The 15,719-nt window shown below is 63.0% G+C and carries 18 protein-coding genes; 14 read left to right on the top strand and 4 right to left on the bottom strand.

The genetic code is table 11. The annotated features are described in order from the left end of the window. Positions 1 to 292: 292 nt before the first annotated feature. Positions 293 to 670 (bottom strand): hypothetical protein, encoded by a 378-nt coding sequence (locus ACQ4WL_RS23555; protein ID WP_436511919.1) that lies wholly within the window; start codon positions 668 to 670, stop codon positions 293 to 295. Positions 671 to 927: 257 nt separating this feature from the next. Between ACQ4WL_RS23555 and ACQ4WL_RS23550 the strand changes: the two genes are divergently transcribed. The 11 genes from ACQ4WL_RS23550 to ACQ4WL_RS23500 all read left to right on the top strand — a co-directional run bounded on the left by ACQ4WL_RS23550 (position 928) and on the right by ACQ4WL_RS23500 (position 12,285). Continuing rightward, positions 928 to 1,638: a pseudouridine synthase gene (locus ACQ4WL_RS23550; protein ID WP_436511918.1), complete on the top strand. Its 711-nt coding sequence runs from the start codon at positions 928 to 930 to the stop codon at positions 1,636 to 1,638. Between the two features lie 88 nt (positions 1,639 to 1,726). Next, positions 1,727 to 2,725 carry a fumarylacetoacetate hydrolase family protein gene (locus tag ACQ4WL_RS23545; RefSeq protein WP_436511917.1) on the top strand — a complete coding sequence of 333 codons (999 nt, stop codon included), beginning with the start codon at positions 1,727 to 1,729 and terminating at the stop codon, positions 2,723 to 2,725. A 139-nt stretch (positions 2,726 to 2,864) separates the two neighbouring features. Next, the gene (gene flhB / locus ACQ4WL_RS23540; RefSeq protein WP_436511916.1) at positions 2,865 to 4,058 is read left to right on the top strand and encodes a flagellar biosynthesis protein FlhB; all 1,194 of its coding nucleotides are present in this window, start codon (positions 2,865 to 2,867) and stop codon (positions 4,056 to 4,058) included. Next, positions 4,055 to 6,151, top strand: a complete 2,097-nt coding sequence (gene flhA, locus ACQ4WL_RS23535) for a flagellar biosynthesis protein FlhA (protein WP_436511915.1) — start codon at positions 4,055 to 4,057, stop codon at positions 6,149 to 6,151. Before flhB ends, flhA begins: the two co-directional genes overlap by 4 nt. Positions 6,152 to 6,455: 304 nt before the next feature. Next, complete coding sequence (gene flhF / locus ACQ4WL_RS23530) at positions 6,456 to 7,784, top strand: flagellar biosynthesis GTPase FlhF (RefSeq protein WP_436511914.1); 1,329 nt, start codon at positions 6,456 to 6,458, stop codon at positions 7,782 to 7,784. After that, entirely contained in the window at positions 7,777 to 8,640 is an 864-nt protein-coding gene (locus ACQ4WL_RS23525) for a MinD/ParA family ATP-binding protein (RefSeq protein WP_436511913.1), read from the top strand. The genes flhF and ACQ4WL_RS23525 overlap by 8 nt, the downstream gene beginning before the upstream one ends. Before the next feature lie 44 nt (positions 8,641 to 8,684). Beyond that, positions 8,685 to 9,416: an RNA polymerase sigma factor FliA gene (locus ACQ4WL_RS23520; RefSeq protein WP_426071615.1), complete on the top strand. Its 732-nt coding sequence runs from the start codon at positions 8,685 to 8,687 to the stop codon at positions 9,414 to 9,416. Then, on the top strand, positions 9,398 to 10,144 hold the full coding sequence (locus ACQ4WL_RS23515; RefSeq protein ID WP_436511912.1) for a flagellar motor protein: 747 nt from the start codon (positions 9,398 to 9,400) through the stop codon (positions 10,142 to 10,144). The genes ACQ4WL_RS23520 and ACQ4WL_RS23515 overlap by 19 nt, the downstream gene beginning before the upstream one ends. A gap of 5 nt (positions 10,145 to 10,149) precedes the next feature. Continuing rightward, a complete protein-coding gene (motD, locus tag ACQ4WL_RS23510) occupies positions 10,150 to 10,938 on the top strand; it encodes a flagellar motor protein MotD (RefSeq protein ID WP_436511972.1) in 789 nt (262 codons plus the stop codon). Positions 10,939 to 10,988: 50 nt separating this feature from the next. Then, on the top strand, positions 10,989 to 11,351 hold the full coding sequence (locus tag ACQ4WL_RS23505) for a translation initiation factor Sui1 (RefSeq protein WP_436511911.1): 363 nt from the start codon (positions 10,989 to 10,991) through the stop codon (positions 11,349 to 11,351). A gap of 73 nt (positions 11,352 to 11,424) precedes the next feature. Continuing rightward, entirely contained in the window at positions 11,425 to 12,285 is an 861-nt protein-coding gene (locus ACQ4WL_RS23500) for a hypothetical protein (RefSeq protein WP_436511910.1), read from the top strand. Positions 12,286 to 12,349: 64 nt separating this feature from the next. Here the strand turns inward: ACQ4WL_RS23500 and ACQ4WL_RS23495 are convergent, their stop codons facing one another. From ACQ4WL_RS23495 to flgA, 3 genes are all read right to left on the bottom strand, one after another. Next, complete coding sequence (locus tag ACQ4WL_RS23495; RefSeq protein WP_436511909.1) at positions 12,350 to 12,817, bottom strand: flagella synthesis protein FlgN; 468 nt, start codon at positions 12,815 to 12,817, stop codon at positions 12,350 to 12,352. Between the two features lie 8 nt (positions 12,818 to 12,825). Continuing rightward, the gene (gene flgM, locus ACQ4WL_RS23490; protein WP_034754089.1) at positions 12,826 to 13,134 is read right to left on the bottom strand and encodes a flagellar biosynthesis anti-sigma factor FlgM; all 309 of its coding nucleotides are present in this window, start codon (positions 13,132 to 13,134) and stop codon (positions 12,826 to 12,828) included. Positions 13,135 to 13,245: 111 nt separating this feature from the next. Then, on the bottom strand, positions 13,246 to 13,941 hold the full coding sequence (gene flgA / locus ACQ4WL_RS23485) for a flagellar basal body P-ring formation chaperone FlgA (protein WP_436511908.1): 696 nt from the start codon (positions 13,939 to 13,941) through the stop codon (positions 13,246 to 13,248). A 191-nt stretch (positions 13,942 to 14,132) separates the two neighbouring features. On the opposite strand from flgA, the gene flgB reads away from it, so the two are divergent. Genes flgB through ACQ4WL_RS23470 form a run of 3 tightly spaced genes read left to right on the top strand, consistent with a single transcriptional unit; the run spans position 14,133 to position 15,703 of the window. Further along, positions 14,133 to 14,585 (top strand): flagellar basal body rod protein FlgB, encoded by a 453-nt coding sequence (gene flgB / locus ACQ4WL_RS23480; protein ID WP_436511907.1) that lies wholly within the window; start codon positions 14,133 to 14,135, stop codon positions 14,583 to 14,585. A gap of 2 nt (positions 14,586 to 14,587) precedes the next feature. Then, positions 14,588 to 14,989 (top strand): flagellar basal body rod protein FlgC, encoded by a 402-nt coding sequence (gene flgC / locus ACQ4WL_RS23475; protein WP_034754081.1) that lies wholly within the window; start codon positions 14,588 to 14,590, stop codon positions 14,987 to 14,989. A 15-nt stretch (positions 14,990 to 15,004) separates the two neighbouring features. Further along, positions 15,005 to 15,703 (top strand): flagellar hook assembly protein FlgD, encoded by a 699-nt coding sequence (locus tag ACQ4WL_RS23470; RefSeq protein WP_436511906.1) that lies wholly within the window; start codon positions 15,005 to 15,007, stop codon positions 15,701 to 15,703. The last annotated feature ends 16 nt before the right edge of the window (positions 15,704 to 15,719 follow it).

The raw sequence follows: 15,719 nt of genomic DNA, 5'->3' as shown, positions 1-15,719 counted from the left end.
TAGTGAAGGCGTAGTTCTTTTCAAGGAGGGGCGATATATCAACTATGTTGTCAGTACTAACTTGATTGGTAAGTCTTGGAACTACTCGCCGCATCGCAGATGTGGTTTTGAGTGAATTCACATTCCTCACTAAAGTCCCGTTGGGGCTTGGGAACGGCGGCGCAATGCCGCCGTTTCCTTTTGATCGTCGTTCGTGCTCGATGTGCTGGCGCGAATCGATGTTGTTGCGTTGTCTGGGCGAGCTGGCAAGGTAGGCATGCGAGGGCAGGGCATGGCTGGTTCGATGGTGCGCTCAGGCGGCGCAGCCGTTACAGTGCGCTGGCAGCGGCGGGGTGGCGGCTTGCCGGGCCGGCGCCGTTGCTGTGCTGCTGCTGGTATCGGGCAGCGTGTCCGTCATGGCGGGTGCGCTCACGTTGTCGGCTGCTGCATCTGCATCCGCATGCGCAAAGCCGCCCTGTTCCAGCCAGCACATGAAATGGCATTGTGCCTCGGCATGCCAGTGCGTCTGGCGGGTTGGTGCTGGCGGCGCGTCCGCATCCTGCGGCGCAGAGGCGTTGCGCCAGCGCGCCACGCCGAGTCTGACCTTGTGCATGGCCGCCTGTTCCGCAGCGATGCGCTTGCGCATGTCGGCGATGCTGCCTTGTAAGGCGATGGTATCGGTATGCTTCATACGATGTCCTTATGAGGGGTGGCGACTGCCACAATTCCTAAAGTGCATTAGGCGGATTCCTAACGAAGTTTCAGTCTATCAATGCGATATTCCGAGCGCTTGATATATCTCAAAGGAGTGGGCCATTTATATCGAAATCTCACCTTGTGCTTCGCCTTATCTGTGCCTGCGCTAGGCTGGCGCGCGCTCCACCGCCAGGCGCAGGCGGCGCGCGGCGCCGCTTCACGCTGCCAGCTGCTTCTGGTAAAGTCACGCCCATGAGTAAATTATCCCTAGACCGCATCCTGCAATCGCAGGGTTTTGGCACCCGTAAATATTGTCGTTCCCTCATCGAGGATGGCGATGTCGTCATCGATGGCGTCACCCAGACCAATTACCGCACCACCGTCGAGACCGAAGGCTTGGTGCTGCACGTTTTTGAAGAAGAGTGGGTGGTCCGTGCGCACCTGTACCTGGCGCTGAACAAGCCCGCCAACTTCGAATGCTCGCGCAAGCCCAGCCATCACCCTGGCGTGCTGACCCTGCTGCCGGAACAGTTCACCTGGCGCGAAGTCCAGCCCGTCGGCCGGCTCGACCACGATACGACCGGCATGTTGTTGATGTCCGACGATGGTCCCTTTATCCATGCACAATCGTCGCCGAAGCGTCACGTTCCAAAGATTTACCAGGCTACCACGCAAGCCCCCGTGACCGATGAACTGGTGGCGCAGCTATTGGCTGGCGTGCAATTGCACGACGAACCGGCTCCACTGGCAGCCCTGGTCTGCGTCCAGCGCGGAGAATTCCAGCTGGAAATCGTGCTCGAGCAAGGCAAGTACCACCAGGTCAAGCGCATGCTGGCCGCCGCCGGCAACCATTGCAGCGCGCTGCACCGTTCCGCCATCGGCAGCCTGACGCTGGAATCGCTGGGCATTGCCGAAGGCGAGTGGTGCTATCTGACGCCAGAGCAGATCGCGCTGCTGGCGTAAATCCCTCGTGACCGCCAAAGCCGGGGATGTCCCGGCTTTTTGGCGTCTTTAGTCCCTAATTGCCTGCATTTGACGAAGTTTCCCCTACATGAAATTAGCTACCCTGAAGGATGGCACGCGCGACGGCCAGCTGGCTGTCGTCTCGCGCGACCTGAAAACGGCCCATCTGGCCGATGGCATCGCCTCGACCCTGCAAAAGGCGCTCGACGACTGGAGTTTCATCGCGCCCCAGCTGGACTTGCTGTACCAGACCATCAACAGCGGGCGCGGTCATCGCGCCTTCGAGTTCGATCCCGCCAACTGCATGGCACCCTTGCCGCGCTGCAGCCTGCGCGTGGCTGGCGCCTCGTACCTGCAGCAGATCGAGCGGGCTTGCAAGGCGGCGGGCAGCGAGGCGCCCGCCAACTTGCGCGAGGCGCCGCGCCTGTACCAGGGCGCCAGCGACGATTTCCTCGGCGCCCACGACGACATCACCCTGGCGCACGAGCAGTGGGGCATCGATTACGAAGCGGGCATCGCTGCCATCACGGACGACGTGGCCATGGGCTCGACGCCCGATCAGGCGCACCTGAACATCAAGCTGTTGATGCTGGTCAACGACATTAGCTTGCGCAACCTGGCGCCCGACGAACAGGCGAGTGGCTATGGCTTCCTGCAGGCGAAGCCGGCCATGGCCTGCTCTCCCGTGGCCATCACGCCCGACGAGCTGGGCGACGCCTGGCGCGGCGGCAAGGTGCAGTATGCCCTGCGTTGCAGCCTGAACGGCAAATTGACGGGCCAGCCCCACGCGGGCGCCGACATGGCGTTTAATTATCCGCAATTGCTCGCCCATCTGTGCCAGACGCGCAACGCGCGTGCCGGCAGCGTGGTCAGTGCGGGCGGCATCGCCAACAAGGAAGTCAAGAAGGGGTTTTCCAGTATCGTTGAGCGACGTAACCAGGAGATGATCGCCGATGGCGTCGCCAGTACGCCCTATTTGCTGTTTGGCGATGTTGTTCGATTGGACATGCTGGGTGACGACGGTAAGTCCCTGTTTGGGGCGATTGAACAGACGGTGAAACAGGCGGAGGCGCGCAAGGCCCGCTAAGGTTTCTGGATAGCAAAGGAAAAGCAGGGGATTCGCCCTCCTTTTCCCTTGATGGCGTTGCCGTCATTGAACCGATAATGCGTCATGCCCAGTCCATATTGCGCCTAACCAGGCGGCAGGACTTCACCGGAGTTGATTGATGTCGGAAGACAGCGACGCAGAAAAGACCGAAGCCGCGTCACCGAAGCGCCTCGAGCAGGCGCGTGAGGAAGGCGACGTTCCGCGATCGCGTGAAGTGGCAACGTTTACGGTGTTGATGGCGTCCGGCTGCTGCCTGTGGTTTGCCGGCGACGCCATCGTGCGGCGGCTGACGGCCGTCATGGTGTCCGGCCTAACCCTGGACCGGGAGCAAATCCTCAATCCCGACGCGATGATGTTGCGCATCGGCTACGACGTGGGTTCGGTCTTGCTGACTTGCCTGCCATACGCGCTGGCCATCATGCTTGTCGCCCTGGCGTCGCCCGTGCTGGTGGGCGGCTGGCTGTTCAGTTCCAAGGCGTTTACCCCCAATTTTGGCAAGCTCAACCCGATTCGCGGCCTGGGCAATATGTTTTCGAAGAATGCGCTGGTGGAATTGCTCAAGGCCATCGCCAAGACCATCGTTGTCGGCGTCGTCGCCTGGATGGTGATGCAGCACCAGAAAGACGCCGTGCTGGGCCTGTCGGTCGAATCCTTGCGCGCCGGTTCGGCTCATTTGATCAGTCTGCTGATCACGGCCTTCCTGATGATCGTGGGCGCGCTGGGCCTGATCGCCGCCATCGACGGTCCCTACCAGATGTGGCACTACGCCAACAAGATGAAAATGTCCTTGCAGGAAGTCAAGCAAGAGTCGAAGGAATCGGACGGCAATCCGCAGATCAAGGCAAAAATTCGCCAGATGCAGCATGAAATGTCGCGCCGCCGCATGATGGCCGACGTACCGACGGCCGACGTGGTGGTGACCAATCCTACCCACTACGCGGTGGCCTTGAAGTATGGCGAGAATTCGCGCGGCGCGCCGCAGGTGGTGGCCAAGGGTATCGACGAGGTGGCGGCGAAGATCCGCGAACTGGCGGGCGAACACAAGGTCGCCATCCTGGAAGCGCCGGCCCTGGCGCGTGCGCTGTACAAGCACACGGACATCGGCGACGAGATTCCCGAGGCGCTATATGGCGCCGTGGCCGAAGTGCTGGCATATGTGTTCCAGCTGCGCAGCTATGGCAGTGGTCATGGACAGCGGCCCGACAAGCCGAAAAAACTCGACGTGCCGCCGGAGCTCGATCCGCTCGACCCAGCATCGCAGATCAAAGCCGCAGCAGACGCAGCAGACAAGAATAAAGGAAGTACACCATGAACGGCCTGAGATTGCCAGCCTGGCTCAGCGGAATGAGCAGCAATGCCAGCAAGGGTCTCGCCGCGCCTATCATCATCATCATGCTGCTGGCGATGATGGTGCTGCCGCTGCCGGCCTTCATCCTCGATATTTTCTTCAGTTTCAATATCGCGCTGTCCATCATCGTGCTGCTGACGGCGCTGTACACGGTCAAGCCGCTCGACTTCATGGCGTTCCCGACCATCCTGCTGGTGTCGACCATGCTGCGCCTGTCGCTGAACGTGGCGTCCACGCGCGTGGTGCTGACGGAAGGTCATACGGGCGCCGACGCGGCCGGTAAAGTGATCGAGGCGTTCGGTCACTTCCTGATTGGCGGCAACTACACGGTCGGTATCGTGGTGTTCATCATTTTGACGATCATCAACTTTACTGTCGTGACCAAGGGTGCGGGCCGTATCGCCGAGGTGGGCGCCCGCTTCGCACTCGACGCCATGCCCGGCAAGCAGATGGCCATCGATGCCGACCTGAACGCCGGCCTGATCGGCGAAGACGAAGCGCGCCGCCGCCGCACGGAAGTAGCGCAGGAAGCGGAATTCTATGGCGCCATGGACGGTGCCAGCAAATACGTGCGCGGCGACGCCATCGCCGGCATCATGGTCACCGTCATCAACATCATCGGCGGCTTGCTGGTGGGCTTGTTGCAGCATGACATGGGCTTTGCCGATGCACTCAAGAACTACACCCTGCTGGCCATCGGTGACGGCCTGGTGGCGCAGATTCCTTCGCTGATCATTTCCACGGCAGCCGGTATCGTCGTTTCGCGCGTGGCCAGCGATCAGGACATCGGCACCCAGCTGGTGGGCCAATTGTTTGCGAAACCGCAAGTGCTGTATATTACCGCCGCCATCATCGGCGGCATGGGCTTGATTCCTGGCATGCCGAACATGGTCTTCCTCCTGCTGGCCTCGCTGCTGGCCGGCTCCGCCTATCTGATCAGCAAGAAACGCACGCAGGAAAAAGAGGCGGCGCAGACGCCGGCCGAAGTGCCGCAAGCCACCGTGGCGCCCGAGCAGGAAGAAGCCAGCTGGCAAGACATCATGCCCGTCGATACCCTGGGCCTGGAAGTGGGCTATCGTTTGATTCCCCTGGTCGACAAGACGCAGGGCGGCGAATTGCTCAAGCGCATCAAGGGCATCCGCAAGAAATTTGCCCAGGAAGTGGGCTTTCTGGCGCCGCCCGTGCATATCCGCGACAACCTGGAATTGAAACCGTCCGCCTACCGCATCACCCTCAAGGGCGTGGAAGTGGGCGTGGGCGAGGCGTTCAACGGCCAATTCCTGGCCATCAATCCCGGCATGGCCAGTGGCACCTTGCCGGGCCTGGCCACCAGCGACCCGGCATTCGGCTTGCCTGCCACCTGGATCGACGCCAGCTTGCGCGACCAGGCGCAATCGATGGGCTATACGGTGGTCGATGCGGGCACCGTGGTGGCCACGCACCTGAATCATCTGATCTCATCGCACGCTTCCGAGCTGCTGGGCCGCGCGGAAGTACAGTCCCTGCTCGATCACCTGGGCAAGGATGCACCGCGCCTGGTGGAAGACCTGGTGCCGAAGATGCTGTCCCTGTCGGCCCTGCAGAAGGTGCTGCAGAACCTGCTGGCCGAGGGCGTGCATATCCGCGACATGCGCACCATCATCGAAACCCTGGCCGAGCATACGGTCAATACGCAAGACCCGAACGACCTGACGGCGCTGGTGCGCGTCTCCCTGGGCCGCGCCATCGTGCAGCAGCTGTTCCCCGGCGCGGCCGAACTGTCCGTGATGACCCTGGACAGCCGCCTGGAGCGCCTGCTGATGCAAGCCATGGGCAATGGCGGCGATGGCGCCGGCATCGAACCGGGCCTGGCCGATACCATCGCGCACCAGGCGGGCCTGGCTGCCCAGCAACAGGAAGCGCTGGGCCTGACGCCGGTGCTGCTGGTGCCGGCGCCGCTGCGCGCCTTGCTGTCGCGCTTCCTGCGCCGCGCCTTGCCGCAACTGAAAGTGCTGTCGCATGCGGAAGTGCCGGAAACCAAGACCATTCGCGTCACCAGCCTGGTGGGCGCGCAATAGTTGACAGCATTGGCATCGGGGTCAGACCCCCGCGAGCGTTAGCGCGGAGCTTTGCGTTAGCGTCAGTGGGGGTCTGACCCCAGCCCTTGCTTTTGGTCAAATAAACATCAATTTCCTGCTGGCAAACTGAATAACGGGTACTTTCCCGTCCTGTTCCTTCGATCATTTCCTCCAAGCATCGCTAATAATGGAGACTGTCCGGGTGATCTGTGTCCATGTGGAAGACAGCACCCAAGCAACAGGAGTCGACGATGGTCACACAGTTCAGCCAATATTGCGCCACCCCCGCCTTGGGAGGCCGGTCATGAATGTGAAGAAATTTACGGGCGCCTCGTCGCGCGATGCGCTGCGCAAGGTGCGCGAAGCGCTGGGCCCCGATGCCGTGATCCTGTCGAACCGTCAGGCCGATGGCGTGGTGGAAATCCTCGCGCTGGCCAATGACGATGCCGCTTCGCTGGCCTCGCCGCCGGCCGCGTCCGAAATGTCCCAGCCCCGTCCCCAGTTGCAGACCCAGTTCGCCACGCCGCAGCGTCAGGCCGCCCCGGCCCAGCGCCCGGCTGCGCCACGCCCGGCCGCGCCGCGCCAGGCTTCTTCCGAGCCAGTGGACATGGCCCGCATGCAGCAGATGATGGCCAGCGCGCTGGCGCACGTCAAAGAGAACGCCGCCGCCGAAATGAGCGGCATGATGAATGAAATCCGCGCCATGCGCGGCATGATGGAAACCCAGCTGGCGGAAATCTCGTGGGGCTCGACGCAGCAGCGCGAGCCGCAAAAAGCCGTGGTGCTGCGCGAAATGCTGGCCGCCGGTTTTTCGGCCAGCCTGGCGCGCTATCTGATCGACAAGCTGCCCGCCGGCCTCGATGGCGCGCAAAGCATGCGTTGGATCAAGACCGTCCTCAGTCGTAACCTGAATACGGTGGCCAATGAAGACGCCATGCTGGAGCAGGGCGGCGTGTTTGCCCTGGTGGGCCCGACCGGCGTCGGCAAGACCACCAGCACGGCCAAGCTGGCGGCCCGCTGCGTAATGCGCCACGGCCCGGAAAAGCTGGCCCTGATCACCACCGATGCCTACCGTATCGGCGCGCACGAACAGCTGCGCATCTATGGCAAGATCCTCGGCGTGATGGTGCATTCGGTGAAGGATGAGGCGGACTTGCGCATCGCCCTGAAGGAATTGAAAAACAAGCACACGGTGCTGATCGATACGGTGGGCGTGAGCCAGCGCGACCAGATGGTGACGGAACAGGTGGCCATGCTGTCGGGCGCCGGCGCCGATGTGAAACGCCTGCTGTGCCTCAATTCCACGGCGACGCAGGAAACCCTCAATGAAGTGGTGCGCGCCTACCAGGGCAGCGGCCTGGCCGGTTGCATCATGACCAAGCTCGATGAAGCGGCCTCGATCGGCAATGTGCTCGACGTGGTGATCCGCCAGAAGCTCAACCTGTTTTATGTGTCGAATGGCCAGCGCGTGCCGGAAGATCTGTACCTGGCCGACCGCGGCTACCTGATCGACCGCGCCTTCAAGCTCAAGCGCGATGCGGCGGCGACGCAGTTTTCCGATGCCGAATTGCCGCTGCTGATGGCGCAGGCAGCTGCCCGCAACAATGAAGCGCGCGGGGTGCGCCTTGGCTAATTTCGATTTCGACCAGGCCGAAGGCCTGCGCCGCATGCTGGCCGGCCCGCAGCCGCGCGTGATGACATTTTTATCGGCCACGCCGCAAGATGACAAGGGTGCCATGCTGGTCAACCTGGGCGCCTCGCTGGTCTACGGCGGCAATGACGTGCTGCTGCTCGATGCCAGTGGCGGCAGCGATGGCGTGGCTGCCCGCCTGGGACTGGCGCACGGCGCCAGCCTGCGCGACGTGGCGCGCCAGCAGTGCGCCCTGAACCAGGTCATCCACCAGGTGCCGCAAGGCTTTGGCGTGGCCAGCCTGGGCGCGCGCAACTACCTGATGGACAGCATGGACTATGCGGGCGAGGAAGAACTGCGCCGCCTGGGCAAGACCTTCGAAGTGCTGGCGCGCCAGAGCGGTATCGTGCTGGTCGACGGCGTCATGGCCGACGAGGGCGATTGCTTCCCCGTGCCGCTGATGGCCTCGTCCGACATCGTGGTGCAAGTGTCGACCAGCGCCACCTCGATCAAGGCCGCGTATTGCCTGATCAAGCGCCTGAGCCAGGAACTGGGACGCCGTCCGTTTGGCATTCTGGTCACCGGCGCTTCCGAATCCGAGGCAAAAGTGGTGTACGATAATATGGCGCAGGCGGCGAGCCGCTACCTGGCCGTGAAATTGACCTCGATGGGGTCGGTGCCTGCCGATGAGTATCTGCACCGCGCGGCGCGTCTGGGGCGCAGTGTGGTCGATGCCTTTCCGCTGGCGGGAGCCTCGGTGGCGTTTCGCGGACTGGCCGAGCGGCTGGCCCGTTCGGCGGCGCCGGTGCTCGGTGGCACCTTGTACCAGACGGGGAGCCTGCACCAGTTCAGCGCCTGATTCCATCATCAGCACACGATAGCAGTTAAAACAATAAGCAGCCTATGTACACGGTCAAAGGGAAATCGAACAAGGACTATTTGCTGACGGAGCATATTCCGCTGGTGAAGCGTCTGGCGCACCATATGAAGGCGAAATTGCCGCCTTCGGTCGAGGTCGATGACCTGATCCAGGCCGGCATGATCGGCCTGCTCGACGCCATTACCCGCTATGAAGAGACGCATGGCGCGCAGTTCGAGACGTATGCCGTGCTGCGCATCCGCGGCGCCATGCTCGACGAATTGCGCACCAGCGACTGGCTGCCGCGCAGCATGCGCCAGAACATGCGCAAGATCGAAGAGGCGATGAGCACCCTGCAGCAGCGCCTGGGCCACCCGCCGACGGAGTCGGAAGTGGCGAAATTGCTGAAAATGTCGCTGCCCGACTACCAGGAAATGCTGGGCGACGGCGGCGGCCACCAGTTGCTGTACTACGAAGACTTTCATGACCCGGACGGCAATGACAGCTTCCTCGACCGCCATTGCGTGGACGAGGACAGCGACCCCTTGCGATCCTTGCTCGATACCGATTTCCGGCAATCCGTGATCGATGCCATCGACGCGCTGCCGCCACGCGAGAAAATACTCATGGGCCTGTATTACGAAGAAGAGCTGAACCTGAAGGAGATCGGCGCGGTGATGGGTGTCTCCGAATCGCGCGTCTCGCAACTGCATACCCAGGCCGTCGCGCGCCTGCGCGCAACCTTGAGGGAGCTGGCGTGGACTGGTCCAGCGTAATCGGGCTGGCGCTGGCGCTGGCGGGCCTCCTGGTCGGCCAGGCACTGGAAGGCGGCAAGATGGCCTCCCTGCTGCAGCCGGCCGCCTTTGCCATCGTCATCGTCGGCACCTTCGGCGCCGTGCTGCTGCAAACGCGGCTGCGCACCTTCGTGCGCGGCCTGGAAATGCTGCGCTGGGTGTTTTTGCCACCGGCCGACACGCGCGCCGCGCTGGCGCGCGACATCGGACAATGGAGTTTGACGGCGCGCCGCGATGGCACGCTGGCGCTCGAGCGCCTGATGGAAAACACGGCCGACCGCTTCAACGCCAAGGGCTTGCGGATGATCGTCGACGGCATCGCCCCCGACAAGCTGCGCCAGTTGCTCGACGTGGAAATCTCCGCCTATGAAATGGCCGAGCGCCAGGCCGTCAAGGTGTGGGAATCGGCGGCCGGCTATTCGCCCACCATCGGTATTCTGGGCGCCGTGCTGGGCCTGATCCATGTGATGGAAAACCTCACCGACCCGAGTAAATTGGGCAACGGCATCGCCGTGGCGTTTGTATCAACGATTTATGGTGTCGGCCTGGCCAATCTGCTGTTCCTGCCGGTGGCCAATAAACTCAAGGCCATCGTCACGCGCCGCGTGCTGCAGTATGAAATCACGGCCGCCGTGCTGTACGACATCGCCACGGGCGACCATACGCGCATCATCGAAGAGCGCGTGGCCAGCCTGCTGCACGAGCACTGAGCATGATGCGGCGCGCGCGCAGGAAGTATGACGAGGAACCGGACAACCAGGATCGCTGGCTGATCTCGTACGCCGACTTCATCACCTTGCTGTTCGCCTTCTTTGTCGTCATGTATGCGATTTCGCAAGTCAACGAAGGTAAATACCGCGTCTTCCAGAACGCCATCGGCCAGGCCTTCAGCCTGGAAAAGGGTGCACCGCCCATCATCATGGAAGCGCCGCAGGCGATCCCGCTGCCGAACCCCGCCCTGAAACGCCGCACGGAAGCCATCCGCCGCGAGCGCGAACACATGACGCGCCTGGCGCAGGACTTGACGTCCACCCTGGCGCCGCTGGTCAAGGAAGGAAAAGTGCGGGTCACGCAGACGAGCCGCGGCGTGAGCGTGGAAATCAATGCCAGCGTGCTGTTCGACCCGGGCGCCGCAGGGCTGACGGCAGAGTCGGACCAGGCCTTGCGCGCTGTGGCCGTGCTGCTCAAGGATGACACGCACGACGTGCAGGTGGAAGGGCATACGGATGTCCAGCCGATCAGCAATTCGACCTTTGCCTCGAACTGGGAATTGTCGGCCGCGCGCGCCAGCGCCGTGGTGCGCCTGTTCATCGCCAGCGGCGTGCAAGCGTCGCGCCTGACGGCCGTGGGCCATGCCGACAACATTCCCGTGGCGCCGAACGCCACGCCGGAAGGCCGCGCGCGCAACCGCAGGGTCGCCGTGACGATTTTGTCCGGCATTCCCGAAACGGTGACGGAAGTGCCGACGGCACCGGTGGCGCCTGCGCCTGCGCCCGCCAACTGAACCCCGGCGCTTGGTACAATCGCGGCCTTCTCCCTTTTTATCTCTCGATCATGAAAAGCAGTTCCCTGGGCGGTCTCGTCTATTCCACCGAAACGGGCCGCATGTGTCCCGCCTGCCGCCAGCCGCTGGCGCAATGCGTGTGCAAGGCGCAAGCCAAGGCGGCGCCTGCGGGCGATGGCGTGGTGCGCGTGTCGCGCCAGACCAAGGGCCGCGGCGGCAAGAGCGTCACCGTGGTGAAAGGCTTGCCGCTGGACGCCATCGCGCTGGCCTTGCTGGGCAAGCAGTTGCGCACGCAGTGCGGTTCGGGCGGCACCGTCAAGGATGGCGTGATCGAAGTGCAGGGTGACCACATGGAGGCCATCCTGGCCGCGCTGGCCAAGCTGGGCCACCAGGCGAAAAAGGCCGGCGGCTAGCCGGCTCGCGTGTGTGCGGAACTGTGCCGCGCGCCTGTGGTAACGTGCGTTTCCCATCCACGTGCGCCACTTCATGATGAAGAGTACATTTACTGGCATCGCCATCGCCGCTGCCATCGCGGCAGCGCTGGCGCTGACCTGCTGGCCCGCGTCCGACGACGGCGTGCCCGAAGCTGCCGCCACCGCTGCCGCCAGCGCGCCAGCGGGCCGGAGCCTGGAAGCATATTTTTCTGTCGATGCCTCCGTCCCTGCGGCCCAGCCGCCCGTCGTCGTGTCCCTGGCGCAGCGGCTCGAACGCCTGGGCGCCAGCGGCAGGGCGGAAGACGCGTATGCGGCCTTCAACCTGATCGACGACTGCATCGTTTTCCAGCGCGAAAGCCGCTTGCCGGGGCTGGAATTCGAGCTGGGCCGCGAGATGACGGCGGAAGAAAAAGTCGCCCAGCAGCAGCTGTGCGCGGGCCTGACGCAGCGCCAGCGCGACGACCGCCTCGGCTACCTGGCCACTGCCGCGAAGGCCGGCGTGCCCGGTGCCGCCACCCTGTTCCTGTCGGAAGGCCCGTTCGGCGACCGCAGCGCACTGCGCAACCGTCCCGACGATCCGCTGGTGCAGGCATGGAAGCGGCAAGCCATCGCCCAGCTGACGGCGCAGGCGGACGAGGCGGAACTGACCAGCGTGGCTACCCTGATGATGGCATATCTGCGCGATGGCGAGGTGGTGCAGAAGGATGCGACGCAAGCGTATGGCTACCTGCTGGCGCTGCGCCTCGTCTACGACGATATCCTGGCGCCCGGCGTGACCAATCCGTATCAGGACGAATACTGGCATTGGCTGCAGGCGGAACTGACGCCGGAGCAGCAAGCTGCCGCCGCAGCGAAGGGGCGGGCCATCGCGGCGAAATTTCGCCAGCATGCGGGACGACCCGCGCATGGCTGAGCTGGCAAGGCGCGCTGCGCCTTGCCAAGGGATTGCTGTTAAATAAGGGAAATAAGAAGGGAAATTAGCCGATGACGACGCGCCGGCTGGCTGTGTTCGTCATCGGTTGGCCACTGGGGCCGTAGAAATTGCCGCTCTGGGCCGTGGGGCGCATGGCGTTCAGGGCGCCTTGCGTGTGCAGCATGTGCTTGTTGACCAGCAGGCTGTTCAGCCGGTTTTGTTCCTTGGCTTCGCGCGTGGTCTCGAGCAGGGCTTTCCACAGGGATGCCGCTTCGGCTTCACTGGCGCCGACCAGCCAGTCTTCCATGCCCGCCTCGGCGGCCGTGAAACCGGCTGCCGCCAGCGCCTGGTGGCGTTGCGCCGCCAGCTGGCTCAATTGCCCTACGAGTGCCGTCTTGCGCACCGTGAGCTCCGTGATTGCATCGATGTCAGCGGCAACCAGATGCCGTTGTTCTTCTTTCATCAATGCCAGCAATGTGGTCATGAGCTGTTGCTCGTCGCGCAGGCTGGAAAACGGAGTCACTGATTGCATGAGGGAACCTATCTATTTCGTGAGTGCAGCAAGTCCTTGACTGTGTCGAGGAGACCGTCCGCCACTTTTTCAGAGTTGACCTGGAACTGGCCGTCGGCGATCGCCAGCTTGATGCGTTCGACTTTTTTCGTGTCGAACACGGCGCCGCTGCCGGCAGTTGCACTGGCCGCTAATGCCTGTCCTTGCGGCGACAGGCGTACATTGTCCGACGTCGTCGGTGTTGCCTGGGCTTTCTCGGCATTCCGGGCGCCGGAGGTATTCGCGGGCGCCACCGGCAGGCCGGGATTGCTTTTAATGGTGTTGTCGGTAATTTTCACAGCGTGATCCTCGTCTGGTCGAAGTCAAGAAACTCCGGGATATGTGTCATTATCGGCACCTTCTGCCGAAACTTTAGTGCGCCAGACCACAATATCGCTGTCCATCCGTGTTTAAAAGGCGACCTCCACCATGCCGCCTGCGCGCGCCACGCCGCTGATCTGCTGGCCGCTCTGCGTACGTACCTGCACCGTCTGGCCATCGCCGGCGCTGCCGATGGCGCGGCCTTCTGATGCTACCTGGAAACCGTTGCCACTGGAAACGACACGCACCAGCTGGCCCTGCATCACCACCGGCTTGCGGCGCAGGGTGTCGAGGCGCATCGGCGTGCCTGGTGGTAAGGAAATATTCGTGCTGGCGCCCACGACCTGGGCCATGTCGGTGGCGATGCCTGCCGGCAATGCGGCCAGGTCGCCCTGCATCGTCACCAGTTGGCTGGCATCGATGGCTTGCCCTTGCGCCAGCGGTACGGCGCTGGCCACGTAGTCGCCCACGACGGCCACGTTGGCTTGCAAATAGATGGTCCAGTTGCTTGGCGCCGTGCAGCGCACGCCCACGGTGGTCTTGCCCCAGGCGCGGGCGCCCGGCGCCATGAATGCTTGCGGTGCGGGGCAAGCCGCCAGGTTCAGGCGCGGATCGACGGCGCCGACGCTGACCGTCACCTTGCCCGGCAAGCCATTGCTTTGAACTTGCAGGAATTGTTCCACGCTGTTGCGCAACGCTTCCGGCGTCTGCCGGCCGGCGTTTTGCGCCTGCGCCAGCAGTGGCAGGGCGGCAAGAGCGAGAAGGAGTGCGAGCGGTGTTTTCATGGTGATAGGCCTCTGGAATACTGCCATGATAGTGCGCGCTGCCCTGATCGAAGCGCCGATTAAGGGGTAAAAGTGCAGTCTGATCCGGCGATGGCCTTGCCGTTGGGCGCCGTACTATGTTTCCTGTCATCACTATATCGCCATCCTTTCGCCATCTCAGGCGCCAGTGGCAGATCTTTCCGGAGCCTGACATGATAGGGAAACTCGACGATTACATGCGCTTCAACGAGACGGCGCTGAGCCTGCGCTCGACGCGCCAGGAATTGCTCGCCTCGAATATCGCCAATGCCGATACGCCCAACTTCAAGGCGCGCGATGTCGATTTTGCCAGCGCACTGAAGGGCGCGATGGCGCGCAAGGATGGCGTGCAGCCGGCCCTGAAGGGCACGGCGCCGCAGCATCTTCCCGGTAAGGGCGTCGCCGCCGCAGTGGGTGGCAGCACGGGCGGCAAGGTCGAGACCCTGGCCGACGGCACGCCGTTGCTGTACCGCGCGCCGGCCCAGGGCGCCGTCGACGGTAATACGGTGGATATGGATCTCGAACGCAACGCCTTTGCCGACAACGCCATCCGCTACGAGGCGGCCGTGACGTTCCTCAACTCGCAGATCAAGGGCATGCTGACGGCCATCCAGGGAGGACAATAATCATGTCGCTATTTAATATCTTCAATGTGTCCGGTTCGGCCATGAGCGCCCAGGCGCAGCGCCTGAACACGGTGGCCAGCAACCTGGCCAATGCCGACAGCGCCACCAGCGCCACGGGCGAAGCCTACCGCGCCAAGCAGGTGGTGTTCGAGGCCGTGCCCATGGCCAACGGCGCCACGGCCGTCAAGGTGCAGAAGGTGATCGAAGACCCGTCGCCGATGAAGCTGGTCTACGACCCGAAGAACCCGCTGGCCGACGAGAAGGGCTACGTCACCATGCCCAACGTGAATACGGTCGACGAGATGGTCAACATGCTGTCGGCTTCGCGCTCTTACCAGACCAACGTGGAAACCATGAACGCGGCCAAGTCGCTGCTCCTGAAAACCCTTACCATCGGCCAATAAGGCTGACTGACTATTATGGCAACCATCGATACCAGCACCGCCACCGTCACCGACCTGATGGCGACGATGAATCCGAAGAAGACGACGGCCGCGAAGGGCAGCGTCGAGGAAGAGACGAACAAATTCCTGACCCTGCTGGTGACCCAGCTGCAAAACCAGGACCCGATGAACCCGCTGGACAATGCACAGCTGACCAGCCAGCTGGCCCAGCTGTCCACGGTGACGGGCGTCAACAAGCTCAATACCACCCTGGAAACGCTGAAGACCAGTTACCAGCAGGCCGAATCCATGCAGGCGGCCAATATCATCGGCCACGGCGTGTTGACGGAAGGCAAGAACATCACCCTGAGCAAGAGCGCGGCCCTGCTGGGCGTGGACCTGGCCACGCCGGCCGACAGCGTCAAGGTCATCATCTACAACAGCACGGGCAAGGAAGTCCATTCCATCGACCTGGGCCCGCAGGATGCGGGTACCTTGCCGCTGGGCTGGAACGGTTCCACCGCCGAGCTCGACAAGGATGGCAAGCCGATCGTGCTGGCCGACGGCGCGTATACCTTTTCGGTGGAAGCGACGCGCGGCGGGGCCAAGCTCACGGATGTAGCGGCGCTGATGTTCGGTTCGGTCGCCAGCGTGTCGACTGGCGCCGGTGGCGTGAAATTGAATGTGCCGGGCGTGGGCAGCATCACCATGGCCGATGTAAAACAGATTTTATAAGCCGCTCGTTTGTAGC

This window comes from Janthinobacterium kochi, assembly GCF_051380715.1.
In the GTDB taxonomy this organism is placed as follows: domain Bacteria; phylum Pseudomonadota; class Gammaproteobacteria; order Burkholderiales; family Burkholderiaceae_D; genus Janthinobacterium.
This window is presented reverse-complemented; position numbering and strand designations above follow the sequence as displayed.